This is a genomic window from Desulfovibrio sp. 6_1_46AFAA (genome assembly GCF_000224635.1).
Lineage (GTDB): Bacteria > Desulfobacterota > Desulfovibrionia > Desulfovibrionales > Desulfovibrionaceae > Desulfovibrio > Desulfovibrio fairfieldensis.
Window position 1 is genome coordinate 293,954 of the sequence record NZ_JH114301.1, and the last position, 23,592, is coordinate 317,545.

Below are 23,592 nucleotides of genomic sequence, written 5' to 3' on the forward strand. Positions count from 1 at the left end.
GCTAGCCGTTGCGACGCAGGAAGCTACGGATGGCGACAGCAGAGATGCGCTAGCCGTTGCGACGCAGGAAGCTACGGATGGCGACAGCAGAGATGCGCTAGCCGTTGCGACGCAGGAAGCTACGGATGGCGACAGCAGAGATGCGCTAGCCGTTGCGACGCAGGAAGCTACGGATGGCGACAGCAGAGATCAGATAGAATCTTCTCCTCCAACCCTGTAACCCCTGCCCGCCCATGAAGCGGGCAGGGCCACCCCGACACGGGCTTGAGCCCGCAAACTTCAAGGAGTTGTTATGAGCCAAAACGTTGAAAACCCGCAGACCCCGGCCAACGGCCTGTATGTGGGCGAAATCCGCCTGCTGCCCTTTCGGCATGACGAATTGCCCTTCGGCTGGCACTTCTGCAACGGCGAGCGCTTTCTGCTCACCTCGCCCCAGGGCGAAGTCCTGAGCGGCCTTTCCGAGAACTTCCGCGCCGACTGGGGCCTGGAGGAAGATCTGTGCAGCATCAGCCTGCCCAACCTGTTCCACGAGGACGGGCGCGGCTGCTTCTTGCGGCCCGTGAACGGCCTGACGCGGCAGGTGGGCGCGCTGGAAGGGGACGCCATCCGGAATATCACGGGCGAATACAACGAATACCAAACAGTAGGTTCGGTAGCAGGATATGGCTTTACAAACGGCGTCTTCACGACAGGACGCGATTACGAGCGCGTAATGGGGGGGAGCTCGGCCGGAGCAGCCCACTCCCTCATGTTCGACGCCTCGCGCGTGGTGCCCACGGCCCCGGAAAACCGCCCCCTGAACTTGGGCATGACGCCTGCCATTTACCTGGGGGTGTAATCATGAACCACTACTTCACTGAAGACGGCCTGTATTCGCATTCCCTGCCCGAAGGTAAAGGGCGCATCCCTCGCAATGCCCGCCGCGCATCCCTGCCCGCCGATCCCTGGACCGGAGTCTGGCCGCGCTGGAACGGCAAGGTATGGGAAATGATTGAAGATCACCGCAAACGTGACGGCGCGCATGCGCAGGAGGGCACGCCGTACTGGCTGGCAGGCGATACGGCGGACACGCCGCCCCGGTATATGACCACGATCGGCCCTCTGCCCGAAGGCGCTCTGACCACCCGGCCTGAAGGCGAGCCCGAAAACGGCTAAGGCCGTCGGCCCTTTCCTTCCCTCTGACCTGCCGGGCGCAAGCCCGGCAGCCAACGGGCGAGGGATGCAACCTCTTTTCTTGCAAAGGACTACGCCGTGATTCTCCGCCCCTATCAACAAGCAATGGTCAAGCGCGCCGTGGATGCACTGACCGCGCGCGGCAACACTCTGGCCGTGGGCAGCACCGGCTGCGGAAAGACCATTATCTTGTCCGCCGTGGCCGGAAAGATCGGCGGCAAGCAGTGTGTGCTCCAGCACCGGGACGAGCTGGCAGCCCAGAACCTGCGCAAGTTCCGCGCGGTGAATCCCAAACGCTCCACGGGCCTGTACACTGCCGACGCCAAGAGCTGGCGCGGTGACACCACTTTCGCCATGACGCAGACCTTGACGCGGCATTTGTCCTCCATTCCCAAGCTGGACGCTCTGATCATCGACGAGGCGCACCACGCCGCCGCCGGTTATCTCAAAATAGTGGAGGCCGTGAAGGACAAAAACCCGGACTGCAAAATTTTCGGCGTCACGGCCACGCCCGCGCGCGGCGACGGCAAGGGCCTGCGCGCCGTGTTCGACAACTGCTGCGACCAGATCAGTCTGCACAGCCTTGTGGCCATGGGCTTTCTGGTCAAGCCGCGTACCTTCGTCTGCACCTTGGGCGGCACGGACGAAAAGCTGGCCTCGCTGCGCAAGACCCGTTCCGGCGAGTACGACATGCACAAGGCCGCCGAGGTGCTGGACCTGGCCGTGCATAACGAGGCTGTGGTGCGCGAATGGCGCAAGCTGGCAGGAGACCGCAAAACCATTGTTTTTTGCTCCACCGTGGAGCACGCCCGCCATGTGCTGGAAGCCTTTCTGGCCCAGGGGGCGCGCGCCGCGCTGGTCACCGGCGACATGCCCGCCGGTGAGCGCAAGGCCCTGCTGGAGCGTTTCGATAAAGTGGACGCGGCCAACGGCGTGCAAGTGCTGGTCAACGTGGCCGTGCTTACGGAAGGCTACGACAGCCAGCCGGTGAGCTGCGTGGTGCTGCTGCGGCCCTGCTCACAAAAGTCCGCCATGCTCCAGATGATCGGCCGGGGGCTGCGCGTTGTGGACCCGGCGATCTATCCCGGCGTGGTCAAGAAAGACTGTATCGTGCTGGATTTCGGGCGCTCCCTGGTCACGCACGGCGACATGGAAAGCAAGGTGCGCCTGGACGACAAGCCGAAAACCTGTCCCGAGTGCGGGGCGGAGATTCCTCGCGGAGTCATGGAATGCCCCATCTGCGGCCATGCCTTCAAAGCGCCGGCACGGGGCGCGGGCGGCGATCCTGACGGCGAGGACGGCCCTGAGGCCGTGAGTAACGTGTCCATGGAGGAAGTGGACCTGCTCAACGCCTCACCGTTCCGCTGGTGCGATATCTTCGGCTCCGGCAAGGTCATGCTGGCCAGTGGTTTTGAAGCCTGGAGCGCAGTGTGTTCGGCCGATGGGGATGCCTGGCTGGCCTTGGGCAGGCTCAAGGGAGAAAGCGGCCTGCGGCGTCTGGGCGTGGGCGAACGCATCCCGGCTCTGGCCGCCGCGGACGATTTTTTGCGCCTGAACGAAAGCGACGACGCGGCCAAGAAAAATCGCCGCTGGCTCAACGACGCCTGCACGGACAAGCAATGGGGACATTTGCAGCGCCTGGGCTATGGACAGGGCAACATGCTTTCCTTCACCAAATACAGCGCGGCCTGCACGCTCAATTTTTTCTGGAACCGCGGACTCATTGAAAGGGAACTTCTGCATGATTGATCTGAAGATGCTGGGCCGGTCGCTGGCCGATGCCGGGCTTATGGGCAGGAGTTTCGCCGCCATGAGCGAAGCCGAGGTGCGCCAGGTGGCCCGCATGATTCTGGACCACAGCAAAAAACGCTGCATCCTTTGCGACCAGTGGGAGAAGGTTCCCGAAGCCCCGTGGTGGATAGGCAGGTGCCGCATCGGCGGGCATGACATCAGCAGGGACAGCTTTTGCACGCTCATCACTGACGAACCGCCGTTTTAAGCGCTCATGGTGCTGCGGAGGCGGCTATCCAGCCGGGAGCGCAAGGCGCTCTATCAGAATTATCTGAAGACGGGGCACTGGCGGCAGCGGCGGGAGCTGGCCCTTGAGAGGGCCGGGCGGCGCTGCCGGGAGTGCGGCAAAGGCGGGCCGCTGGATGTGCACCATCTGACCTACGCGCGGTTGTTTCAGGAGAAGGACGAGGACTTGCTGGTGCTCTGCCGTGACTGTCACGGCAGACGGCATGGCTACAGAGGAGAAGAAGACATGCAAGATTTTACTATGCGCAATACCGGCGGTCGCGTGGCCTATCTGGTGGATACGGCCATGCTGCATGTGCAGGAGGCGGCCGACGCTGAACGGCTGGCCGCGCGCACGCCGCGCATCGGGGCGTCCCGGCTGGGCGAATCCTGCCTGCGCAAGCTGCAATATGAATTTTTCAAGGCCCCCAGGGACAAGCCCTTTACAGGTAAGGCCCTGCGTATTTTTCACCGTGGCCATGAAGGGGAAAACTGGATGGCCCGATGGCTGCGCCAGGCCGGTTTTGATCTTTACACGCACAATGCCGATGGCCAGCAGATATGCTTCCGCGCTCTGGACGGCAAAATTCTGGGCTACGCCGACGGCGTGCTGCGCGCCGGTCCGGAAGAGTGCGGGCCGTATCCGCGCCTTTGGGAAAACAAGGTTCTCGGTGCCAAGGGCTGGAACAAGGTAGAGCGCGACGGGCTCAAGAAGGCCTATCCCGTTTATTACGGACAGGCGCAGCTCTATATGGCCTATTTTGAACTGACCGGCGCCCCCGCGTTGTTCACGGCGCTCAATGCCGACAGCATGGAAATCTGCGCCTTGGACGTGCCCTTTGACGCCCCGGCGGCTCAGGTGCTTTCCGACAGGGCCGTCAACCTGGTCAGGGCCTGCGAAGCCGGGCAGTTGCTGCCGCGTTGCGCGCAGGATGAAACATGGTTTGAATGCAAATTTTGCGACTGGCATCAGCGCTGCTGGTCCGGCCAAGAAATTTGAAGCCGGAGCCGGCAATCATGAACGCCGTCTTCGCTTCAAGAATTGTGACGAAGGAAACTACGCTTGAAGGCAGCATGCGTAACGACACGGGTGCATCGGCGCAATCGCTGTCGCCATCCGTGCGTCAGCCGTTCGAGCGCGGTGAGTTCCTGATGACGACAGCAATTGGTCACGCCAATGGGCAGCCGACAAAACTGCTTTCGCCATTCGTAAGGCTCGGAGACTCGCCGACGACTGGCGCAAGCCCTGCGGGCAACGGCTGGTGCGACTTCAACACGGCCGCGCGGCAGGATGCCCGGCCCGCTCGCAACCGGGCCCATGGCGTTGCGAATCCCGCCGCCGCGTTCCGTGAGTTCCTGCTGTCACATGGATTGCACCCCGATGACAGCGTCGTTCCCACCGGAAACCGAGTGCAACGGTGCCCTGTGGATGACGACAAACCCGGCCGGACGTCCGGCTGGTATGTGCTGTATGTGGACGGCCTGCCCGCCGGAGAGGCGGGCGACTGGAGAACCGGCGAAAGCTGGACGTGGTGCGCAAAAGAAAAAGACTCGCTCAGCCTTGAGGAGTTGAAAATCGCACAGGCGCACCTGGAGCGCTCCCGCAAGGCGCGGGAGCAGGAGCGCGCGCGGCTTGCCGCTGAGGCCGCCGCGCGGGCCGCTGACATCTGGGCCAAATCCAATGCGTGTGAGGCCCATCCTTACCTGAGCGCCAAGTGCAATGCGTCCTGTGGGCTCAGGCTGTCGGCCGGGAAACTGTTAGTACCGGTCATGGACATGGCGGGGACAATGCGTTCCCTGCAATTCATCGACGCCGGCGGGAACAAGAAGTTTCTCTTCGGCGGCGCCATCGCCGGATGCTTTCACCGCATTCCCGGCACAAACGACGTTGTGGCCGTGGCCGAGGGCTACGCTACGGCGGCGAGCATTCACATGGCCACGGGCTGGACCGTGCTGACGGCTTTCAATGCGGGCAATTTGCTGCCTGTGGCGCGGGCCTGGCGCCAGGTTCATCCCGAATGCCGTATGGTCATCTGCGGTGATGATGACCGTTGGACAAAAGGCAATCCTGGGCGCGCCAAGGCCGAGGCCTGCGCCAGGGAAGTGGGGGCTGCAACGCTGTTTCCGTCCTTCGCGTCGGGCGCGGGCAGGCTCACGGACTGGAATGACCTGCACCAGCGTGAAGGGCTGGAGGAGGTGAAGCGGCAGTTGCTGGCGGGCGCGGGCCAGCGGAAGCGGGACATCCGGTCATGGGGCCTTGAGCGCTTTGCCGGGCAAGCTCCGGAGCGACGCTGGCTTGTGGAGAATATCATGCCCTGCGGCGCGGTTTTTGTGCTGGCCGCCATGGGCGACGCCGGCAAGGGCATGCTTACCCTGGATCTGGGGCTTAAGGTGGCGGGCAAGACGCCGCTGCGCAGGGGCAACGGTGGCGAGCGTGACTTTAACCCTGATCTGACCGCCTTTGGGAACCGCATTTTGCGGCAGGGGCCGGTGGCGGTCATTTCCGCCGAGGACAGCGCCGATGAGGTGCATCGTCGTCTCCAGAGTATCGGCGTGGGTCGGGCCCGGGAGATGTATGTGCTGCCGCTGCCCAACGCCGGGGGGCCGCTGCCGGTCATCGTGCCCGGCAAACACGGCCCGGAGCTGTCCGCCGACTGGCTGGAGCTGCGCGCCCAGCTTGTGGAACTGCGGCCTGCGCTTATCGTCATTGACCCGCTGGCCAGTTTCGTCATGGCGGATATCAATACCGATCCCGCCGTGGGAGCTTTCACCATGGGACATATGGCGCAACTGGCCCAGGAAACCGACGCGGCCGTGGTGCTGGTGCACCATCTGGCCAAGAGCAAGGCCAACGTGGTTACGCCGGAAGAGGCCCGCGCCCTGATCCGGGGCACCTCGGCCATCGTGGACAACGCCAGGGCGGCTTATGTGCTCTGGGGCGTAGAGGAAAAGGCGGGCAGGGCGGCCTGCTCCGCGCTGGGCGTGGAATGGGCGCGCAACAGCGTCATGAAGGGCTGTCTGGTCAAAAGCAATGGCCCAGGTGACCGGGAGATCAAGACTTGGATACGCAACAAAGCGGGACTGCTGGAGGTGCGCAACGAGCAGTTGCGCAGCGTCGCCAGGGAGCGCACGCCCGCGCTGCTGGACAGCCTTGCGGCGGCCTGCGCCGAAGCCGCGCAACGGGGACAGCCCTTTACCAAAACCGGGGCCAACGGCCTGTTTACGCGGCGGCAGGAATTGCCCGCCGAATTGCGGTCCCTGGCGCGGCACCCCCTGGAAACCTATGCCCAGCGGCTTCTGGAAGCAAAACGCCTGGTGCTCTGCATCGCCAAGGGCAGCACCAGCAAGAAATGGCTGGACGTGCCGGACGGCGACTTTGCCCTGGGCATGGGGCAGTTCGCCACCGGCGCGACGGAGGATAAGGAAAATGATTCGTAACACCGTTCCCGGCGTTCCCGGAAAAGTCTTCCCGGAAGATATCAGGAAAATTAGAGCGTTTTGATATTGAAAATATCTCAACGCTCTGTGCGGATTTTCTGTGAAAATCCGCACCGCGAAAGTATCGCAAGGCGAATTTGCTTCGCCGTTAAGCGATAATTTCAAGCGCAAAATGCTCTAAGATGTTAAAAATAATTCCCGGCCATTCCCGGAAAAACATTTCCGGAAATTTTGCGACATCCCCGAGGAAAAGCGCCATTCCCGGGAACGTTTCGGGAACGGCCGGGAACGCGGGAACGTTTTTATAACCTATTGAAATTAAAGAAAAAAATTGCACACCCAACGACGGGGGGTAATATATAGGCTTTAGCCTATATATACCCCACCCCGGAGGAGGGTGTGCAGGGTGCGGGAACAAAGGAGCGGGAAAATGTGCGATTACGAATACTCCGTGGCCGTGGTGGCGGACAATCCCGGCGTGTACGGGCGGCAGTGGTGGGAACAAGAACAGCGGGCCGAGGAAAAAGGTCTGCCGGGAAAGGGAAAAGCGGAATCCGTGGGGGAGGTGCGGCATGACGGCGAATAACAACGCGCGGCCTGTGGTGGTGAGCTATACGCCCAAGATTCTGCGGAACATGACCGAGATCTGCGAGGAGATGGGCGTGGGGCCGAAGACGGTCAAAAAGTGGGTGGAACAAGGTGCCCCCATCGCCGTGGGGGGCGAAGGGGGCAATTCGCGCTACAGTGCGGAGGCGGTCAGGCTTCAGGCCTGGAGGACTGGGCCGTGCGAAACCTGAGCGTGGCGCTACACGGGCAGGATTTCCAGGCGAATGGGCTGGCCCACGGCCTTGGCATACCGGGCGATGGTTTTCAGCGAGATATTCTTGCCGGATTCTATGCGGGCGATGGTGGACTGGGTAACCCCCATCTTACCGGCGACATCGGCCTGAGTCAGGCGGGCGTTGGCACGCGCCTGAATGAGTGCGCTGGCAATGGAAAATTCCTGATCCAAAGCATCGTAGGCAGCCCTGAACTCTTCATTGCGCATCAGTTCGGGCAGTTCGTCGAGAACACGCTTGCGCATATCAATCGACCTCCTTCGCCCTTCTGAGGGCCAATTTGATTTCTTCCTGTGGTGTCTGCTGCGTTTTTTTGACGAATGAACGGACAATGACCACACGTTTGCCAGTGGCGGTTACATAAATGCTCCGAGCAATGCCGTCCCTGCCGCGTCCACGTATTTCCCATAATTTCTCCTGTAGGTGCCTGACATAGGGCATCCCTACACGCTCCAAGCCGTATGCTTCGATTATTTCAACGATTTTGAGCATAGAAGCCAGCATGTCGGGAGGCAAAGCGAGAAATTCATTTCGCACAGTCTCGTTGAGGTATTCTACCGTCCAGTTCATGATGAAAATATCGCATATATGCGATGAAGTAGCAATGTCTAAAATGTTGTCAACCCCTCCCACGCTATGCCCACGCCCCTCCCACGCTTATCCTACGCTTACCCAGCCCGGAGTGCCATGCTACGCTTTTGCCAAAAGCAGGAGCGTAGCCCATGCCCATCTTCACCGATTTCATCAGCGCCTTTCTGACCCGCATGGAAGAGCGGCATTGCGTCGCCTACATCCCGTGTAAGCGGCGTAATTTCGACGGCCACGGCAATGCCGGTGACTGCGGCGAACCCGTCGGCCAGTCCGGCGTGACCATCGGCGCGGGCCTGGACCTGGGGCAGCAGGGAGAAGCCGATTTGCGCCGTATGGGGTTGGAGATGGAACTCATCAACCTGTTCCGCCCCTATCTCGGCAAAAAGCGGCACGGCGCCGTGGCCGCCCTGGGCAAGTCCCCCCTGACCATCACCGAATCACAGTGCGACGCCGTGAACCGCGCCGTGCATGCCGACTATATCCGCCGGGGCGCCGACCTCTATGACCGCTATACCGAAAGCAAGTCCTTTGCCGACTGCCCCGCGCAGGCCCAAGCTGTTATCGTATCCCTCTTTTATCAGCTTGGCTTGCCGTTCCCCAGCGCTGACCGTCACGGCTATCCCGTGCTTTACGGCCATCTGTGCCGTGGCGACTGGCAGGCCGCCGCATTGGAGCTGAAAACGGGATTCAAAAAATACATCTACCGCCGCCGTCAGGAAGGCGAACTGCTTGAGGGGATTGCCTGATGTTCGACCTGCTCAAGTCCTTGTTCGGCATCGGCGGAAAAGCGTTAGATAAAATTTTTCCCGACCGGGCCAGGCTCCAGGAAAAGAACCTGGAGATCAACGCGGAAACGGAGCGGGCCAGCGGCGGGCGCATGACTCCGCGCAAGCTGCTCATGTATGTTTTTGCGCTGGGCCTCGCCTGGGAACTGATGGTCAGGCCGTTCATCGTCACCTACTGGCCTGCGGCGACATTACCACCGTCCATGCTCAAAGAACTTATGGCGGCGGCCTCCGCCATGTTCGGCATGGGGTTCTGACGTGAGCGCCACGGCAGAAGAGCGCCTGGCCCGCATCGAGGCCCAGCTCGCCGGGCTCAACCAGCGTCTGGACGAGGTGGTCATCAGCCAGCTCAGGGACCACGGCAAACGTCTGGCCGCCCTGGAGCGGCGGCAGATCTGGGTGGGCGGCTGGATCGCCGGGGCCGGGGCCGCGGGCGCGGGCCTGACGTATCTGGTCAAATTTCTGGGAGGGCTGTGACACTCTCTCGGAGTATGCCGGGATATCGCGTTTCCACTGTTGAAAACGCATTTACCAAACCTCACACAGCAACAATCTACCATTGGAGGGAAAAACATGAGCCAGCAATGCGACTGCGAAAAAGCGACTGTGAGCGTGCCCGTGCGGGGCATCACGCTTGCCCTTGATGAGGAAACCCTGGCCGGTATCGTGGGCACCGGCTCGCCTGTTTCCCCCATCGACAGCGTCAAGCTGATCGAAGGAGGGAACAATCAGACCGTGGCCCTGCCCGAGGGCGGCACCTGGGCCTGGCTGTGCCAGCGGGTTGATGTGAATTTCAACAATATGAGTGGGGTGAAGGTTTCCAGAGGTTTCTCCGGCGCCGGAATTGCTAAGGGGGGGACCATTGTGAGCCCCAAGGCTGGACTCGGGTATGCCTACCAGGTCGTCTGCATGCGTGTGGGCTAGCGGGCCCTGCAAAAAGACTGGGGGCGTCGTCGTAGATCCCAATTTGAGCGTGAGAACGGCGGCGCCCCTGATGAAATTGCTCCCAGATCTGGAGCGGATCGCAACAGGGCGCGCCCGCTGACAAGCCTTTTTGCCCCATTGCCGTTTTCAACCAACAAAGGACAATATCAATGAGCCAGACTGAACAGCATTGCGCCTGTGATCCTTCCAATCTTGTCATGCTGCCCGTGCGCGGCTTCGGCCTTGCCGTGGACCCCAGCGGCCTTGTGCCCGCACCCGCCCCGGTGCTGACCTGCCGTGAGCGGGTGGACCGGGACATGCACATCTATATCAACGGCAACCTTGAAACGTCCGGCGACGGCCTGAGTCCGGAAACAGCGGTGAAGAGCTATGCGGACGCCGTGCTGGCCCTGTCGAAGTACGACGGGTGCAATCAGCACGCGGCGCATCTGCATTTTCTGTCTCTGGAGGACACGGAGGCAACCTATCCGGATTTTACTGTATTTTCTAATACATACAGCACGTTTACATCACTTCGTATCAGCGGGGAGTCCTACGAAACGACGCATCTCGGCGTCTGCTCATTCCAGATGGGAACAGTCATTGCTGTCTCTGAGGTCAGTATGCGCTCCCTTGCCTCTCTTGGATCGCACACATCTATTTCCGGCGATGTGGCTTTCAAGGCGAACGGGGTGAGTTATGCGATGAACGTGAACTACGGAGGCTGCCTCTACATTCTGGAAAATGTGAATGTCTATTTCCATGCAGGCTCATGTACAGCTTACATGAAAATCACAAGTTCGATGATACTATTATGTGAAAATTCAAAATTTCATACAATTGGAAGTATTGCCGCGAGCGTAGCCTTCCTTTATGTCCAGTATAATGGCTCGATTACAATCGGAAATACTGTGGATTTTTCCGGATGTACATCTGTTTTAGGTAGAAAATACTATTTGATGGGCCTGTCATATATTAATTCAAACGGCACCACGTTGCCTGGGACGCAGGCGCCCATGCTGGAAACCGGCAGCATTTACGTCTGATTTTCTGAAATCCCGTGCGGCACTTCTCCACTACAACCTTGTACTATTATAAGGAGTTTTACATGTCCCAAGACAATCACTGCGCCTGCGGCCATCCCGAACTTGTCATGCTGCCCGTGCGCGGCTTCGGCCTTGCCGTGGACCCCAGCGGCCTTGTGCCCGCGCCCGCCCCGGCGCTGTCCTGCCGCGAACGCGTCGATCAGGACATGCACATCTACGTTGACGGCAACCGCGGCGAGTCCGGCGACGGCCTGACGCCGGAGACGGCGGTGAAAGATGTTTCTGACGCCGTATTCGCTCTGTCGCGTTATGACGGCTGCAATCGGCACCATGCATACTTCCACCTGGCCTCTCTTGAGAGCCCGGACGCGACCTATCCGGAGATAGCCGTCGGCCTCGGCAGCTACACCACGTTCGGTGCGCTGCATATCAGAGGCGAGTCTCATGAAACGACCCGCCTGTGTCGGTTCAATAACCAGGTGGGTTCATTGGTTTCGCTCTCCAACATCAGTGTTGCTTATACGCAGACGGTGGCGTCGTGGTTGGCGATCGAGGGCAAGGTCGCACTCCGGCCCACGCCGGAGCAGTCCTCCGCGTTTCATGCGACATGGGGCGGATGCGTACGCTTTTCCGAAGACGCGGAAATATACCTTTATCCGGGGGAATATATGGCTGTGTGCGCCACCAGCCATGGGATGATCGGCAGTGGGGAAAGAGTCAAATTCCGCACGCTGGGCAACATCAATCTCAACAGCGGGTTCGCCTTGGCCTTGCATTGCGGAAGCATACAGTTTCCGGCCAGCACGGACTTTTCGGGCTGCACCGCTGTCACAGGCCGCAAATACTACCTCGAAAAACTTTCCTGTCTTTGTCTGGATGCCGGGATATTGCCCGGTTCCGTCGCTGGTGAAGCAAAGAACGGCAGCGTGTACATCTGATTACCCGAAATTTCCCCCCCCCACGGCGGACGGCAGGCCTGCGGTCGGGCCGCCCGAGAAGAGCGAGACAGCCATGGCTGGAAGAAAAGAAAATCTCAAGTCCCCGCGAAGCACGGAGGAAGCACGGGAGCGCGGACGCAAGGGCGGCGTCGCCTCCGGACAGGCCCGGCGTAAAAAGCGGGCCCTGCGCGAATATCTGGAAGCGCGTCTGGAAATCATGACCGGCGATGTGAGCACCGCCGAGGCCATTACCGCAGCCCTGGTGGACAAGGCGCTTTCCGGTGACATGCGGGCTTACGAAACCATCCGCGACACCCTGGGGCAGAATCCCAGGCAGATGGTTGAAACCGAAGTCTCCGGCGGGCTGGGCCTGCACCATGAGGTTACACCTGTGGTGGGCGCTCTTTTGGCTCGGTTGGCGAAAGAAGAGGAAGGCCAGGCATGACGGAACGCGAGCGAGCCCAAGCCGCTTACGCCCAGGCGCGCCACTCCGAAGACCTGCGGGCTCTGTGCGCCGGAGACCTTTTTTTCCTGCTGGTTCACGGCATGGGTCGGGCGGACATGGACAACGACTTTTGCTTCGCCCGCTGCCGCGAGGTGCAGGCCGTGCCGGACGGCTGCCTGGATCTCTGGGCGCGCGAGCACTACAAGTCCACCATCATCACCCTGGGGTTGACCATTCAGAACATTCTCAACAATCCCGCTCTGACCGTGGGCATCTTCAGCCACACTCGCCCCATTGCCAAGGCCTTTTTGCGCCAGATCAAGCGTGAGTTCGAGACAAACCGACTTTTGCGAGAGCTCTTCCCGCACATCCGCCCGCCGGGCAGGGGAGAATCCCGCACCTGGAGCGAGGACAACGGCATTGTGGTGCGGCGGGAAAACAATCCCAAGGAAAACACCGTGGAAGCCTGGGGATTGGTGGACGGCCAGCCTACGGGCAAGCATTTCGACCTGCTGATCTATGACGACGTGGTGACGCTGGAAAGCGTGAGCACGCCTGAACAGATCGCCAAGACCACCGAAGCCTGGCGCCTCTCGCTCAACCTGGGTGCGCGCGGCGGGGCCCGGCGCATGATCGGCACGCGCTACCACGCCAATGACACCTATGCCGAGCTTACCAAGTCCGGATCCGTGTCCGTGCGGCTGCATCCTGCCACCAGCGACGGCACATTTGAGGGCGAACCCGTTTTGCTGCCGCGTGAGGTGCTTGATGAAAAGCGCCGCGACATGGGGCCTTACGTCTTTGCCTGCCAAATGCTGCAGAACCCGCTGGCCGACAAGGCGGACGGCTTCCGCACGGAATGGCTGCGCTACTGGCGGCCCGCTGAAAATCTCTGGCGGCCCATGAACCGCGCCATCCTTGTGGACCCCGCAGGAAGCAAGAAAAAGGCCGGCGACTACTCCGTATTCTGCGTTGTCGGCTGGAACGTGGACAAGGGACTGTATCTCATTCACGCCGAGCGCTCCCGGTTGAATCTCACTGAGCGCACAGCAACGGTGTTCCGTCTGGCGCGGGAGTTCGATCCGCTCTTTGTGGGCTATGAGCAGTACGGCCTGCAATCGGACATCGAGCATATCCAGGGCGAAATGGACCGGCTCAATTACCATTTTGCCATCCGCCCTCTTGGCGGCAGGACAGCCAAAATCGACCGCATCAGGCGGCTGATTCCGTGGTTCGAGCAGGGACGGCTTTTTCTTCCGGCACAGGCCGGCTTCAGGGACGGGGAAGGCCGCATCCGCGAGTTTACCCGGGAATTTGTGGAGGAAGAATATGAGAGTTTCCCGGTCTGCATCCATGACGACATGCTCGACTGCCTGTCCCGTGCCGTGGACCCGGAAGTGAGCGTGCCCTTTCCCGACGGGGCGGACGGCCGTAGCGCCGTGGAAAAAGAACTGGACCGCATACGCGAAACCAACCGGGCGCTGAATGGAGAGCGCCACGGCCTCAAATACGGCTATACGGCCGGATCGGGGGCGTCATGGTGACATATCGCTTCGTGGAGGCCGACACGCCCGCGCTGCGCCGTCTGCCCTTTGAGCGCATGGAGTCCGAAGGCATCGCGCGGGCCGTGATCTGGAACCGTGTCGATCCCTGCCTGCTGGACTGGCTGGAATGCGTCAATCCCCAATATGCGTTCTGCTGGCTGGCCCATGACCGGAATAATGCCCTTGCGGGAGCCGTCTGGCTCAATCCTGTCATGGGCCTGTGCGGTTGCGTGCATTTCTGCATCTTCAAGGCGGCGCGGCCGGACTGGAAAAACCTCGGGCGTCAGGCCATAGCGCATCTGTTCCGGGCGCGGCCGCTGGCCGGACTGCTGGCCGTCTGGCCCGCGCACTACCGCTCTGTGACCAGGGCGGCCAAGGCCTGGGGTTTCGGCAAGCCGGTGTTGCTGCCCAAAGCCTGCCACATGCCCGGCGTCCATAACCCGTCACGCTGCCGCGACGGCTTCATGGCCGTGCTGCAACGGAAGAATTTCAACCTGGAGGCATAACTATGGGCAGTGTGATTTCATCCATTTTCGGCGGCGGCCAGAGCAGCGCTCCGGCTCCCGTGGTCTACGAGGCCGAGGCCGCGCCGCGCGAGGCGGAACAGGAAGCCGAAGCCTCCACTGTGCGCGACGAGGAAAAGCGCAAGCTGCGCCAGCGGCGGCAGATGGGCGGCACGCTGCTCACGTCGCCCCTGGGCGTTACCGGCGGCGCCGACAGTGCGGGGGCGTCCCTGCTGGGGCGCTCCGGCCTGGACGGTTGAGGGTTGCGCTCATGGATTTGAAAGAGGTCAAGCAACTCGTCGGCCATCTGGAAAGCCTGCGCGCCAAGCGTCTGGCCCAACAGCGCGAACTGGGGCGGCTGATCCTGCCCTCGCGCGGGCTCTTCCAGGGCGAGGACGCGGAAAGCCTGCGCGAGTCCAACCTGTTCAATCCGGCGGCCAACCGCGCCTTGCGCAAGGCGGCCGCGGGCATGACCCAGGCCATCACTCCGGCAGGCAATCCCTGGTTCAAGCACGCCTTTCTGCTGCGCTAGGACCGTGAGGCCACGGGCGGCAACGAGTATGTGGATACGGTCGACAACATGCTGCGCACCGTGCTTTCCGCCGGGGGCTTCTATCGGGCCATCCATTCTTTCAACAAGGAGTTGTTGGGCTTCGGTTGCGCTCTCCTGGGTTGCGAGGAAAGCCCGCGCACAGTGGCCCGCTATTTCTGCCAGACCTGCGGCACGTACTGCGTGGCCCTGGACGAGGACGGCAATCTTGACGCCGTGGCCCGCCGCCTGCTGATGACCCCGCGCGAGCTGGCCCGGCGCTTCGGCGAGGACCGTCTTTCCGACGTAAGCCGCCAGAAGCTGAAAAAGGATTCGTATGATCCCGTAGCCGTGCGCCATGTGGTCCAGCGCCGGACGGCGCGCGATCCGGAGCGCGCTGACCGGAGCAACATGCCCTGGGGCTCCTGGTGGTATGAGGAGGGCGGCGCGGCCGACTTTCTGGACGTGGGCGGTTTCCGCTCCATGCCTTTCTTTTTCACAGTCTGGGAGGAAGCGCGCGGCGTGTACGGCACCGGGCCCGGCGACGAGGCCCTTGCCGACCAGAAAGGCATTGAAGGATGGGAATTGCGCAAGGCCGTGGGCGTGGAAAAGATGATCGACCCGGTGCTTGTGTCGCAAGGGCCGCTCAAGGCCTATGTGGACACCTCGCCGGGGGCCGTCATCCCCTCCGGCGGTTTCGGCGCGGACAGCCTCAAACCGCTCTATGAAGTCAATTTCGGCCCGGCCGTCCAGCATGTGCAGGAGGAGATCAACCAGATTTCCCTGCGTCTGGAAGACGTGATGATGGCCAACATCTTCGCCAGCATGAGCCTGGAGACGCGCCCGGCGGGCATGACCATGACCGAGTACATGGACCGCCGCAGACGCAGCGCCGAGCTCATGGGCCCCACGGTGTCCGGTTATGAGCCGCGTATCCTCTCCCCCGTGCTGGAGAGCACTTTCGGCCTGCTGGAGGAATACGGCCTGCTGCCCGGGCCGCCGGACGGCCTCTCGCCCTTTGCCTCGCTCAATGTCTCCTATCAGTCGCCCATGGCTCAGATGCTTGAGCAGGGCGGGGCAGTGGCCATCCAGAGCCTTTTCGAACTGGCCGCGCCCATGCTGCGGGCCGTACCGGACCTGGCGGACAAGATCGACTTTGAGCAGGCCATTGACGAGCTGGCCCAGCGTCTGGGCGTGCCCGCGTCGGTGGTCCGCTCCGATGAAACCGTGGCAGCCATGCGGCAGCAGCGGGCTGAAGCGCAGGCCGCTCAACAGCAGCAGATGGCGGAAGCGCGGATGCTTCAACAGGTGGCGGCCCTGGGCAATGTGAAGACGCAGGGCACTGTGGCCGGCGAGGTTATGGGAACAACGCAGGGAGGCGAGTCCGCATGAAGACGCCCGCAGAGGTGGCCGCCGAACGGCAATCTCAGGAAGATGAAGCCCGCCAGGCGCGCGTGGACCTGCGCGACGTGCTGGACACGGAAGCGGGCTGCCGCGTCTTTGCCCGCTTGCTGCATGAATTGGGGGTGGATTCCCCCATGAAAAATGAAACCGACATGCGCCTGCGCAACGCGGCGGACTGGCTGCTGCACCAGGTTGCGGCCGCCCATCCCGCGGCCTGCCTGCGGCTTTTGGCGGAACTGCGCGGCATAGGCGGCGCTGAACTTTTGAAACAGGAGGAAACTCATGCCTGAAGACATCATCCCCGGCGCGACGCCCCCGGAAGGCGGAGAATCCGCGCAGGGAAGCGCGGCGGCCGCGCAGCGGAGCGAGCCGGAAACCACGCTTTCCGGCGAAGCGAGAGCGAGTGCGGCGCAGGAACGCGCCGCCGAGCATCATCCCGAAGACTGGCGTTCCGGGCTTCCCGCCGCCTGGGCCGACAAGCTCAAGGACGTGGCGGGCGAAGAGGATGCCGTCAGGGCCCTTGAGCGCGGCCTGTCCTACACGCCCGCGCTCAAACCCGAGGATGTGGAGCTGAACTATCCCGACGGCATTCAGGTGGACGAAGGCGTGCGCGACAATTTCCGCCAGTTCTGCGTGGACAAGGGCATCACGCCTGTTCAGGCCCAGGCGCTGCTGGACTGGCAACTGGCCGCCAACAAGGAAATTACGGACGCGGCCATGGCAAAAGGCAAGGCCGAGCTGCAAAAGCTCTGGGGCAGCCGTTTTGAAGAGAACAGCGCCAAGGCTCTCAAGGCCGTGGTGGCCCTGGACAAGCGCATGGGCGGGCGGCTTTCCGAAACCATGGCTTTCAGCGGCATGAACAACAATCCCGTGCTGGTGGAGGCTTTTCACGCCATCGGCACGCTTATTTCCACGGACGCCCTTTCCGGCGGCCGGGCCGCCCCGGCCCCGGACAAACCGGAAACGGCCGAAGAAACCTACAACGGCATGTTCAATAAGTGAGGTGACCAACCATGCCCGACATGATCCCGCAGACTCTCAAGGAAATCGCCCTGGACAAGGCGAAAAAGCGCCCGGAACTGGTGGACTACCTCACCGAGGAGTCGCCCATCCTGGCCATGCTCAAATGGATTCCGGCCACGCACGGCCTCTGGAACGTGGAAGAAGTGCTGGCCAACGTGCAGGGCCCGGCCTTCGGCGAACTGGGAGCGCCCCTGCCCAGCATGAAGGCCGACACCAATTTGCGCCAGACCTACGTCTCCGTGCTGGGCGGCGAGATGGAAGTGAGCAAGGACAAGGCCGACCAGTTCGGCGGCGCGCCCAAGTATTTCGCCCGGCGCGAATCCGCCATCCTTAAAAAGGCGGGCAGCGACACCGAGTTGGCCATCTGGCGCGACCACTGGCGCAAGGCCGCTCTGGCCAGGAAACTCGTCAGCAAGGGCAAGGCCGCGAGCAACGCCTATACCGTCCTGGTGGTGCGTTTCGACAAGGAAATCAATATCGGCATCTATGATCCCACGGGATTCAACCAGGGTCGCCTGGTGGACATCACGCCCATCAACGGCGGCAGCCTCTATCACCTGCGCAGCCAGGAAGGCGTGCTGGGCTACGGCGTCGAATACCGTGGACGTTTCGGCTGGCAGAACCTTGCGCCCGAACGCGCGGTGCACGCCATCGTCAACGTCAATGCCGATAACCTGCCCGGCCTGGGCCAGTTGGAAGACGCCATTGCCGCTGTGCGCGGCACGGCGGAAAACACCTACATCTTCGGCCACCACAAAATCCTGCAGAAGACCATGAGCTCCATCAAGAAGGAATACCTGCAGATGACCGTCAACGACGGCTCCATGAAGACCGTCATCGGCGACATCAACGGCGTGAGGCTGGTGGGTTCCTATAATCTGCCCGACGGCACGGAAGCCGCCGTCAATTAGGAGGGGGAAGAATGAACAAGACCTTTGGATACGGCGCGGAAAACCGCTGGCATGACCAGTATTTCGAGAAAGGAATCACCTTGCCCGGCTCCGCCGGCGTCGTGTGCGCCAACGCCCTGGCCGTGGGGCAGCATGACGGGGCGCTTGCCGTCACGCTGGTTGCGGACGGCGCGGTGAGCATTCCCGCAGCCAAAAAACTGACCGTCACCATTCAGGGCAGCGACGCCGAGGGCGGCGCGTTCGCTGATATTGCGGGGGCTCCCGAAATGAGCGTCAGCGGCGGGGCCGGTGCGGCCACAATCTTTGGAGACGGTGAGACCATCGGAAAGCTGGTGCTGCCGGACATGGCGGCCTTCGCCAAGATTAAGCTCACCACGGACGGCGCGGCCACCGGCAAGGTGGACGTCTTTCTCAACTACCTGGCCCGGTAGCCAAAGCGAGGTTTGCCATGATTGCCCAGACCAGCGTCGTTGTCCGCTACATCGTAACCGCCGGGGTCTTGTCCTATGCCGTTCCCTTTCCCATCTACAGTGAAAAGGACGTGCGCGTAACCTTTTCCACGGACGGCAGAACGGAAACGGCGCTGGTTCCGGGCGCGGAGTATACGGTGACTGTACTGTCTTCCGGCGGCGGGACTGTCACGTTGGGTTCTGCCGGGATTGTTCCCATAGAGGCGGTACTGGCCGTGGCTTCCGCCATCCCGGCAACCCAGGAGGCGGACTTTTCCGCCACCACGGACGTGGACACCGGGGCCCTGGAAACGCAGCTCGACCGCCAGGTGCAGATGATCCGGCAACTGGAGGCCGAGCTTGACCGGGCGGTCAAGGTTCCGGCGGCCTCCGAGGAGAGTCCGGAAAGTGTCGCACGGGATATTTATACCGCCCGGGACGCGGCGGAAGCCTCCGCCGGGGCCGCGGGCGACAGTGCCGCGCGGGCGGCCCGGAGCGCGGCAAACGCGGCAAACAGCGCCGGGCAGTCGGCGGGCGCGGCCGCCGATGCCGAGTACTGGGCCGGGCGCGCCGAGGACGCCAGCAACAACGGCCCGGCCACGCCCGGGCACATCGGCGGCGTCAAACCCCGTCACGGCCTGTCCGTCATGGAGGACGGCACCCTGGACCTCAATACGGGCGACGGCCTGGAAATCGACGCGGCAAAAAACGCCCCGCGCGTCAACGCCTCCGGCATCCGGCACGGCGTCCTGGCCGTGGCGCACGGCGGCACCGGGGCCGACACGGCCCAGGGCGCGCGGGACAACCTGGGTCTCAGCGCCTGGCAGAAAGGCATGGAAGGCACCAATCCCCAGCGCCTGCGCAACGTTATCCTTTCCGGCCGGGAAAAGGACGGCTATCCGGCGTACCTCGTCGGCCAGGAATTCATTGACATGCAGCACGAGGACGGCGTGTACATCAGCAAGCGCGGCACGGTCAGCGCCAGCGGGGAATACAGCACCTCATACCGGGCCACCAAGCCCCTGCGCAACCAGCTTGTCTACCAGTCCACAGGCTGGCTGACGCCCAACACCGTGACCAGCGGCCAGTGGGAATACGCCTTTGCCGACCGGGCACACGTGCTCACGGGCCTCTATCTCCAGAATTTCGACAACTCGCCGCAGTATTTTCCCCGGAAATGGCAGCTTCAGGGCTGGAATGAAAGCAGCGGCCTCTGGGAGGACATCTACCGCCGCGACAATGACCAGGCCCTGCGCGGCAGTTCGGACAATCTCAAGGACAACGGGCGGATGTACTGGTTCACGGAAAATGCCACGGCCTACCGGCGCGTGCGCATCAATATCGAAAGCAACCACGGCGGCGCGTACTCGCAGCTTGCCGTCATCCGCCTGTACGAGGCGGTCATTCCCGGCCTGCACAAATATGACCCGGCCCTGTACGCCACGCCCGAAACGCCCTTTGCGGCCTCCGTGGCCTGCGGCCTGAGCGCGGACGGCACGGCCCGCACCCTGGACCGGCCCGTGAAAGTCACGGAGCATGTGGTTTTTGACGGGCGCAAGCTGGCGGAAATGAGCCGCAACTACATCTACGTCGTCCCGGCCGATGAAAGCACCGGCCGACTTCCGGACAATCTGGACGCGGACAGGGCCGTGCCCCTGCCCGGCAATGCGGCCTTTCTGTACGCGGACACCCGCAAACTGCACTACGGCACGCGCGGCGACATTGAAAAAGAGTGTTTCGCCCTGCTGCAATCCCGGCACACCGTGGCCTACGATCCGGTGCCCAACGGCATGTTCGAGATGAACCAGGGGGCCTGGAACCATCCGCTGTACTTCCAGAACGTGCGGGTGGACCCCACGGAAAAGCCACGGGGCGCGGCCTCCAGCTACAGGTTCACGGGCGTTGACAACTGGATCGGACCCAATGCCGACCTGACGGCGGCCCTGCTCGGCAAAAACGCCCATCCCTACAGCAACGAATGCACCGTGGAGCTGGATTTCAAGTGGAACGGACCGGCCCCGGAAACAACCGACGATTATTTTATCCTCTATGATAACGGATACTCTGCAAGCCGGGGCTGGGCGCTGGCCTATCACAACCGCAAAAAATGCCTGGCCCTGCATTGGGGCAGCAAAAGCATCAGCAACTGGTGCTACCACGCGCCGTTCAATGCCGCTGACGGCACATGGCATACGGTTTCCGTGAGCCAGCGCGATTCCAGCCTGTTCATCCATGTGGACGGCATTTGCCTCGGCGCGTTCAATTATGTGTCGCTCTGCAATCCCAATTACCGCTATTGGTTTCTGGGCCGCTGGATACACTCGGGCAGCCACCAATGGTACGGCCATCTCAATAATCTGCGCGTCACCCTGGGCACGGCCCTGTACCAGGGGCGGGATTACGCCGTGTCCCCGGCTTTCAACCGTGGCCCGATTCCCGACAAAACCCTGTGGTACGACGCCGCCGAAGGGGTGGTCAAGGAATGGCAAGCGGAGGCGGGCGTGTGGCTGAAAACGCCCATGCTGCCCGTGGGGCATGTGGATACCGGGCGAAAAGAGCACCTCATGACCGACCAGCCCAGGGGCACCTATCATCTTCAACCCACCAAATGGGTGACGGATTTTAAAACCGACAGCAGTTATGACGGCAATGCGGGGGCAAGCAGCCTGTTCAATCTCGGCTACGGCGGCGCACATGCCTTTTTGTCAGGGGGAACAAATGATGCGACGCATGCCGTGGAATTTATGCTTGAAAAGCCCCTGGCCTTTGAAAGCATGCTTGACTTTGTAAACACGCGCGGCAATTGGAACTCCTCATTGTGCAAATTCAGATTGTCAGGCCGCAACGCTGATGAGGAAGCATGGAATGTGCTGATCGACCGCAGCACTTTTATTGATGACGGAGCATTGCTCGGGGCGGGCGTATACGTAGCGCCCAACGGCACATCCCCCTATTTCGGCGGCTACAAGTCATTCGCCATCAGTGATCCCACGCCATATCGGCAGTACCAGCTGTACATTCTGCCCAAGGATGAAGTGCCGTTTTTCAAAGATTACAACTACACGTCGGTCCTGCTTACCTTCACCTTCCGTGACGCCCGGCCCGAGCTGCTGGGCATTTCCAGCTACGCCACGGGCGGGGCGTGGACCATCGGCCCCGTCCCGCTGGGCGTGAACACGGAGGCGGAAATCCCGGTTCCCTTCGGCAACCTGCCCTTTTCCGTGGACGGCTCTGTGGAGGAAGAGCACGACTACCAGGTCAGAAAGCGCAGGCTGGGTGAGATGTCCGGCTGGTACAACAGCGGGTATTACGTCACCGGTGAAATCGTGTACCGCAAAAGCGACGCCGTGGTGCTGGTCACGGGAAACCATGCCGTCAGCCAATACAACGGCGCGTACTGGAACTCGCCGTCCGTGAATACGCAAAGCAACAAGGCCAACTACTATCTCAGCCTGCAACGGAGGGGCGTGTGATGCAAATTCTTACCTGGCTGACGCCCGAGGATGAAATGTATTGCGCCGCAACGCCGCGCGCGGGCCGCGACACGGCCATCGCCGACAGGCCGGCGGACATGCCGCAGGGCCGCTACAACCGGGAAAACGGGCAGTGGGAACGGGTTTACGAAGCGCCCGGGCCGCAAGACATCAGCCTGGGCGAAGCCGAACGGCTGTGGGCCTGGGCCGAAGCCCAGGGCGAGGGCATGGCGGGCATCATTCTCAAGGCGCTGGGGCTGTAAGAGGTCGCCATGCGCGTAGTCCCGCAAAACCTTGCCATCGGAGCCACCTTGCTCCAGCCGTTGTGACGAAGGAGCTTTAGCCGTAGGCGAACCTTGTGAGCCATACGGATAAAGACAGCAACGCTAACTACGGATGGAGACAGCAGTTGGCTACTCTGTATGCGACGCAAGGAAATTGCTGTCGCTATCCGTAAGCGGCAGAGCCGCTAACGGCTACCGCGAGATGGGGGAAAGATGCGTAATCAAAAACCCAGCCAGCCGAAACCCTTGGCCATGATGGCGGCCAAAGCGACCCAGCCGCCGATCTGCCACTTGAGCAGGCGTATTTCCGTGCCCTTGATTTCGCCGCGCACCACTTCGATTTCTTTCAGCAGGCGCATTTCCGTGTTCTTGATTTCGCCGCGCACCACTTCAATTTCCTTTTGTAGGCGCAACTCCGTCTCGCGCAGTTCCGTCTTGACGGAGGTAATGTCACCCTTGAGGTTGGTCTTGACGTCGCTCACTTCCTGCGAGGTGGCAAGCGAACCGTCGCGTTTTTCCAACACCTCCACCAGCGCGTCGAACTGTTCCTTGGTGAACGCCTTTTCGAGCTTCTTTCCGGTGTCAAACAGCAGCATGCGGCCTCCGATGCCCCAGATTAGCTATAATATCAACCCTTGCCAACAGAAGAGTTTCATGCGTCAGAACCGCATCGGCAGCACTGCGGCCCTTGTGCGCGTGGGCGGGGCATACTCACAATGCAAACAGATCCGCATGGCTGCCCGTGCGCTCAAAACGCACAAAGCCGTCGCCGCGCGTGTAGAGCAAAAGCCAGTCTGGTTCCACGTGGGCGTCCATAACGCCCTTCCATGGGCCCGCGAGCATATGTTCACGGCAATGTCCCGGCAGAGGCTTGCCTTCCATGATCAGGAACATGATTTCCTTGAGCTTGCCCATGTCTTTGCCCCGCCGTTGCGCCAATCTCACGTCCCGCTTGAACCGGCCCGAATACGCAACGCGCATGTCTTATACGCCCAATTGTCTGAAAAGATCGTCAGCGTCAGCGGCCGTGTGGACATCCTCGCCGCGTGCGGATTTGTCCAGCGTTTCCTCAGTGATGGCGTTGGGAATCAATTCCAGGGGAAAGCGTCCGTCGCGGGCGATGCGCGTCAGAAGAATACGTACCGCGTCCGAAACCGAGAGGCCCATTTCGTCCAGCACCACTGCCGCTCGGGTCTTCAGGGCGGGATCCACGCGCGCCTGTACAAGATTGTTCATGATGTTCACCTCCTTGAAAAATGTAATTCATTTGTATGCTA

29 protein-coding genes and 1 pseudogene are annotated in these 23,592 nt (G+C 61.7%); 25 read left to right on the top strand and 5 right to left on the bottom strand.

Features of this window, described 5'->3' with window-relative positions:
• The first annotated feature begins 292 nt into the window (after positions 1 to 292).
• From HMPREF1022_RS04790 to HMPREF1022_RS04825, 8 genes are all read left to right on the top strand, one after another.
• Positions 293 to 838, top strand: coding sequence for a hypothetical protein (locus tag HMPREF1022_RS04790; protein WP_009302132.1), 546 nt, complete (start codon positions 293 to 295; stop codon positions 836 to 838).
• Between the two features lie 2 nt (positions 839 to 840).
• Positions 841 to 1,155: a hypothetical protein gene (locus HMPREF1022_RS04795; RefSeq protein WP_009302133.1), complete on the top strand. Its 315-nt coding sequence runs from the start codon at positions 841 to 843 to the stop codon at positions 1,153 to 1,155.
• Between the two features lie 96 nt (positions 1,156 to 1,251).
• Positions 1,252 to 2,922: a DEAD/DEAH box helicase gene (locus HMPREF1022_RS04800; protein ID WP_009302134.1), complete on the top strand. Its 1,671-nt coding sequence runs from the start codon at positions 1,252 to 1,254 to the stop codon at positions 2,920 to 2,922.
• Complete coding sequence (locus HMPREF1022_RS04805) at positions 2,915 to 3,172, top strand: hypothetical protein (RefSeq protein ID WP_009302135.1); 258 nt, start codon at positions 2,915 to 2,917, stop codon at positions 3,170 to 3,172. Before HMPREF1022_RS04800 ends, HMPREF1022_RS04805 begins: the two co-directional genes overlap by 8 nt.
• Positions 3,173 to 3,178: 6 nt before the next feature.
• Positions 3,179 to 4,189, top strand: coding sequence for an HNH endonuclease (locus tag HMPREF1022_RS04810; protein WP_009302136.1), 1,011 nt, complete (start codon positions 3,179 to 3,181; stop codon positions 4,187 to 4,189).
• Positions 4,190 to 4,599: 410 nt separating this feature from the next.
• The gene (locus HMPREF1022_RS16510) at positions 4,600 to 6,627 is read left to right on the top strand and encodes an AAA family ATPase (protein ID WP_232221550.1); all 2,028 of its coding nucleotides are present in this window, start codon (positions 4,600 to 4,602) and stop codon (positions 6,625 to 6,627) included.
• 430 nt (positions 6,628 to 7,057) lie between these two features.
• Positions 7,058 to 7,213 (top strand): hypothetical protein, encoded by a 156-nt coding sequence (locus tag HMPREF1022_RS17980; RefSeq protein WP_009302138.1) that lies wholly within the window; start codon positions 7,058 to 7,060, stop codon positions 7,211 to 7,213.
• Positions 7,200 to 7,424 carry a MerR family transcriptional regulator gene (locus HMPREF1022_RS04825; RefSeq protein ID WP_008685589.1) on the top strand — a complete coding sequence of 75 codons (225 nt, stop codon included), beginning with the start codon at positions 7,200 to 7,202 and terminating at the stop codon, positions 7,422 to 7,424. Before HMPREF1022_RS17980 ends, HMPREF1022_RS04825 begins: the two co-directional genes overlap by 14 nt.
• Positions 7,425 to 7,432: 8 nt before the next feature.
• Here HMPREF1022_RS04825 and HMPREF1022_RS04830 read toward each other — a convergent pair whose 3' ends face one another.
• Entirely contained in the window at positions 7,433 to 7,711 is a 279-nt protein-coding gene (locus tag HMPREF1022_RS04830) for a helix-turn-helix transcriptional regulator (RefSeq protein ID WP_009302139.1), read from the bottom strand.
• A gap of 1 nt (position 7,712) precedes the next feature.
• Positions 7,713 to 8,036, bottom strand: a complete 324-nt coding sequence (locus tag HMPREF1022_RS04835; protein WP_009302140.1) for a type II toxin-antitoxin system RelE/ParE family toxin — start codon at positions 8,034 to 8,036, stop codon at positions 7,713 to 7,715.
• Positions 8,037 to 8,188: 152 nt separating this feature from the next.
• Between HMPREF1022_RS04835 and HMPREF1022_RS04840 the strand changes: the two genes are divergently transcribed.
• From HMPREF1022_RS04840 to HMPREF1022_RS04920, 17 genes and pseudogenes are all read left to right on the top strand, one after another.
• A complete protein-coding gene (locus HMPREF1022_RS04840; protein ID WP_009302141.1) occupies positions 8,189 to 8,803 on the top strand; it encodes a pesticin C-terminus-like muramidase in 615 nt (204 codons plus the stop codon).
• Positions 8,803 to 9,099, top strand: coding sequence for a hypothetical protein (locus HMPREF1022_RS04845; RefSeq protein WP_008685581.1), 297 nt, complete (start codon positions 8,803 to 8,805; stop codon positions 9,097 to 9,099). Before HMPREF1022_RS04840 ends, HMPREF1022_RS04845 begins: the two co-directional genes overlap by 1 nt.
• A gap of 1 nt (position 9,100) precedes the next feature.
• Positions 9,101 to 9,319, top strand: coding sequence for a hypothetical protein (locus HMPREF1022_RS04850; RefSeq protein ID WP_008685579.1), 219 nt, complete (start codon positions 9,101 to 9,103; stop codon positions 9,317 to 9,319).
• Between the two features lie 96 nt (positions 9,320 to 9,415).
• Entirely contained in the window at positions 9,416 to 9,766 is a 351-nt protein-coding gene (locus tag HMPREF1022_RS04855; RefSeq protein WP_009302142.1) for a hypothetical protein, read from the top strand.
• Between the two features lie 170 nt (positions 9,767 to 9,936).
• Entirely contained in the window at positions 9,937 to 10,812 is an 876-nt protein-coding gene (locus HMPREF1022_RS04860) for a hypothetical protein (RefSeq protein ID WP_009302143.1), read from the top strand.
• A 62-nt stretch (positions 10,813 to 10,874) separates the two neighbouring features.
• Positions 10,875 to 11,750, top strand: coding sequence for a hypothetical protein (locus HMPREF1022_RS04865; RefSeq protein ID WP_009302144.1), 876 nt, complete (start codon positions 10,875 to 10,877; stop codon positions 11,748 to 11,750).
• Positions 11,751 to 11,823: 73 nt separating this feature from the next.
• Positions 11,824 to 12,195 (top strand): hypothetical protein, encoded by a 372-nt coding sequence (locus HMPREF1022_RS04870; RefSeq protein ID WP_009302145.1) that lies wholly within the window; start codon positions 11,824 to 11,826, stop codon positions 12,193 to 12,195.
• The gene (locus tag HMPREF1022_RS04875; protein ID WP_009302146.1) at positions 12,192 to 13,739 is read left to right on the top strand and encodes a hypothetical protein; all 1,548 of its coding nucleotides are present in this window, start codon (positions 12,192 to 12,194) and stop codon (positions 13,737 to 13,739) included. Before HMPREF1022_RS04870 ends, HMPREF1022_RS04875 begins: the two co-directional genes overlap by 4 nt.
• Positions 13,733 to 14,245: a hypothetical protein gene (locus tag HMPREF1022_RS04880; protein ID WP_009302147.1), complete on the top strand. Its 513-nt coding sequence runs from the start codon at positions 13,733 to 13,735 to the stop codon at positions 14,243 to 14,245. Before HMPREF1022_RS04875 ends, HMPREF1022_RS04880 begins: the two co-directional genes overlap by 7 nt.
• 2 nt (positions 14,246 to 14,247) lie before the next feature.
• Complete coding sequence (locus tag HMPREF1022_RS04885) at positions 14,248 to 14,502, top strand: hypothetical protein (RefSeq protein ID WP_009302148.1); 255 nt, start codon at positions 14,248 to 14,250, stop codon at positions 14,500 to 14,502.
• 11 nt (positions 14,503 to 14,513) lie between these two features.
• Positions 14,514 to 16,163, top strand: a pseudogene (locus HMPREF1022_RS04890) (portal protein).
• A complete protein-coding gene (locus HMPREF1022_RS04895) occupies positions 16,160 to 16,465 on the top strand; it encodes a hypothetical protein (protein ID WP_009302151.1) in 306 nt (101 codons plus the stop codon). The pseudogene HMPREF1022_RS04890 and the gene HMPREF1022_RS04895 overlap by 4 nt, the downstream one beginning before the upstream one ends.
• Positions 16,458 to 17,177, top strand: a complete 720-nt coding sequence (locus HMPREF1022_RS04900) for a hypothetical protein (protein ID WP_009302152.1) — start codon at positions 16,458 to 16,460, stop codon at positions 17,175 to 17,177. The genes HMPREF1022_RS04895 and HMPREF1022_RS04900 overlap by 8 nt, the downstream gene beginning before the upstream one ends.
• Positions 17,178 to 17,188: 11 nt before the next feature.
• The gene (locus HMPREF1022_RS04905) at positions 17,189 to 18,109 is read left to right on the top strand and encodes a major capsid protein (protein ID WP_008685557.1); all 921 of its coding nucleotides are present in this window, start codon (positions 17,189 to 17,191) and stop codon (positions 18,107 to 18,109) included.
• 11 nt (positions 18,110 to 18,120) lie between these two features.
• A complete protein-coding gene (locus HMPREF1022_RS04910) occupies positions 18,121 to 18,540 on the top strand; it encodes a hypothetical protein (protein WP_009302153.1) in 420 nt (139 codons plus the stop codon).
• Positions 18,541 to 18,557: 17 nt separating this feature from the next.
• The gene (locus tag HMPREF1022_RS04915; protein WP_009302154.1) at positions 18,558 to 22,031 is read left to right on the top strand and encodes a hypothetical protein; all 3,474 of its coding nucleotides are present in this window, start codon (positions 18,558 to 18,560) and stop codon (positions 22,029 to 22,031) included.
• Positions 22,031 to 22,294, top strand: a complete 264-nt coding sequence (locus tag HMPREF1022_RS04920) for a hypothetical protein (RefSeq protein WP_009302155.1) — start codon at positions 22,031 to 22,033, stop codon at positions 22,292 to 22,294. Before HMPREF1022_RS04915 ends, HMPREF1022_RS04920 begins: the two co-directional genes overlap by 1 nt.
• 242 nt (positions 22,295 to 22,536) lie before the next feature.
• On the opposite strand, the gene HMPREF1022_RS04925 is transcribed toward HMPREF1022_RS04920, so the two are convergent.
• From HMPREF1022_RS04925 to HMPREF1022_RS04935, 3 genes are all read right to left on the bottom strand, one after another.
• The gene (locus HMPREF1022_RS04925; RefSeq protein ID WP_008686471.1) at positions 22,537 to 22,911 is read right to left on the bottom strand and encodes a hypothetical protein; all 375 of its coding nucleotides are present in this window, start codon (positions 22,909 to 22,911) and stop codon (positions 22,537 to 22,539) included.
• 115 nt (positions 22,912 to 23,026) lie between these two features.
• Positions 23,027 to 23,296 (bottom strand): type II toxin-antitoxin system YafQ family toxin, encoded by a 270-nt coding sequence (locus HMPREF1022_RS04930; RefSeq protein WP_009302156.1) that lies wholly within the window; start codon positions 23,294 to 23,296, stop codon positions 23,027 to 23,029.
• Positions 23,297 to 23,299: 3 nt separating this feature from the next.
• Positions 23,300 to 23,551 carry a type II toxin-antitoxin system RelB/DinJ family antitoxin gene (locus HMPREF1022_RS04935; RefSeq protein WP_009302157.1) on the bottom strand — a complete coding sequence of 84 codons (252 nt, stop codon included), beginning with the start codon at positions 23,549 to 23,551 and terminating at the stop codon, positions 23,300 to 23,302.
• Positions 23,552 to 23,592 lie beyond the last annotated feature (41 nt).

Excerpts from the sequence above, each read along its gene's own strand:
- HMPREF1022_RS04870 (WP_009302145.1), top strand. The coding sequence starts at position 11,824 with ATGGCTGGAAGAAAAGAAAATCTCAAGTCCCCGCGAAGCACGGAGGAA.
- HMPREF1022_RS04830 (WP_009302139.1), bottom strand. The coding sequence starts at position 7,711 with ATGCGCAAGCGTGTTCTCGACGAACTGCCCGAACTGATGCGCAATGAA.
- HMPREF1022_RS04900 (WP_009302152.1), top strand. The coding sequence starts at position 16,458 with ATGCCTGAAGACATCATCCCCGGCGCGACGCCCCCGGAAGGCGGAGAA.
- HMPREF1022_RS04895 (WP_009302151.1), top strand. The coding sequence starts at position 16,160 with ATGAAGACGCCCGCAGAGGTGGCCGCCGAACGGCAATCTCAGGAAGAT.
- HMPREF1022_RS04905 (WP_008685557.1), top strand. The coding sequence starts at position 17,189 with ATGCCCGACATGATCCCGCAGACTCTCAAGGAAATCGCCCTGGACAAG.
- HMPREF1022_RS04795 (WP_009302133.1), top strand. The coding sequence starts at position 841 with ATGAACCACTACTTCACTGAAGACGGCCTGTATTCGCATTCCCTGCCC.
- HMPREF1022_RS04790 (WP_009302132.1), top strand. The coding sequence starts at position 293 with ATGAGCCAAAACGTTGAAAACCCGCAGACCCCGGCCAACGGCCTGTAT.
- HMPREF1022_RS04855 (WP_009302142.1), top strand. The coding sequence starts at position 9,416 with ATGAGCCAGCAATGCGACTGCGAAAAAGCGACTGTGAGCGTGCCCGTG.
- HMPREF1022_RS04910 (WP_009302153.1), top strand. The coding sequence starts at position 18,121 with ATGAACAAGACCTTTGGATACGGCGCGGAAAACCGCTGGCATGACCAG.
- HMPREF1022_RS04925 (WP_008686471.1), bottom strand. The coding sequence starts at position 22,911 with ATGCTGCTGTTTGACACCGGAAAGAAGCTCGAAAAGGCGTTCACCAAG.
- HMPREF1022_RS04865 (WP_009302144.1), top strand. The coding sequence starts at position 10,875 with ATGTCCCAAGACAATCACTGCGCCTGCGGCCATCCCGAACTTGTCATG.
- HMPREF1022_RS17980 (WP_009302138.1), top strand. The coding sequence starts at position 7,058 with ATGTGCGATTACGAATACTCCGTGGCCGTGGTGGCGGACAATCCCGGC.
- HMPREF1022_RS04880 (WP_009302147.1), top strand. The coding sequence starts at position 13,733 with ATGGTGACATATCGCTTCGTGGAGGCCGACACGCCCGCGCTGCGCCGT.
- HMPREF1022_RS04860 (WP_009302143.1), top strand. The coding sequence starts at position 9,937 with ATGAGCCAGACTGAACAGCATTGCGCCTGTGATCCTTCCAATCTTGTC.
- HMPREF1022_RS04805 (WP_009302135.1), top strand. The coding sequence starts at position 2,915 with ATGATTGATCTGAAGATGCTGGGCCGGTCGCTGGCCGATGCCGGGCTT.
- HMPREF1022_RS04930 (WP_009302156.1), bottom strand. The coding sequence starts at position 23,296 with ATGCGCGTTGCGTATTCGGGCCGGTTCAAGCGGGACGTGAGATTGGCG.
- HMPREF1022_RS04915 (WP_009302154.1), top strand. The coding sequence starts at position 18,558 with ATGATTGCCCAGACCAGCGTCGTTGTCCGCTACATCGTAACCGCCGGG.
- HMPREF1022_RS04920 (WP_009302155.1), top strand. The coding sequence starts at position 22,031 with ATGCAAATTCTTACCTGGCTGACGCCCGAGGATGAAATGTATTGCGCC.
- HMPREF1022_RS04825 (WP_008685589.1), top strand. The coding sequence starts at position 7,200 with ATGACGGCGAATAACAACGCGCGGCCTGTGGTGGTGAGCTATACGCCC.
- HMPREF1022_RS04885 (WP_009302148.1), top strand. The coding sequence starts at position 14,248 with ATGGGCAGTGTGATTTCATCCATTTTCGGCGGCGGCCAGAGCAGCGCT.
- HMPREF1022_RS04810 (WP_009302136.1), top strand. The coding sequence starts at position 3,179 with ATGGTGCTGCGGAGGCGGCTATCCAGCCGGGAGCGCAAGGCGCTCTAT.
- HMPREF1022_RS04875 (WP_009302146.1), top strand. The coding sequence starts at position 12,192 with ATGACGGAACGCGAGCGAGCCCAAGCCGCTTACGCCCAGGCGCGCCAC.
- HMPREF1022_RS04840 (WP_009302141.1), top strand. The coding sequence starts at position 8,189 with ATGCCCATCTTCACCGATTTCATCAGCGCCTTTCTGACCCGCATGGAA.
- HMPREF1022_RS04935 (WP_009302157.1), bottom strand. The coding sequence starts at position 23,551 with ATGAACAATCTTGTACAGGCGCGCGTGGATCCCGCCCTGAAGACCCGA.
- HMPREF1022_RS04845 (WP_008685581.1), top strand. The coding sequence starts at position 8,803 with ATGTTCGACCTGCTCAAGTCCTTGTTCGGCATCGGCGGAAAAGCGTTA.
- HMPREF1022_RS04835 (WP_009302140.1), bottom strand. The coding sequence starts at position 8,036 with ATGAACTGGACGGTAGAATACCTCAACGAGACTGTGCGAAATGAATTT.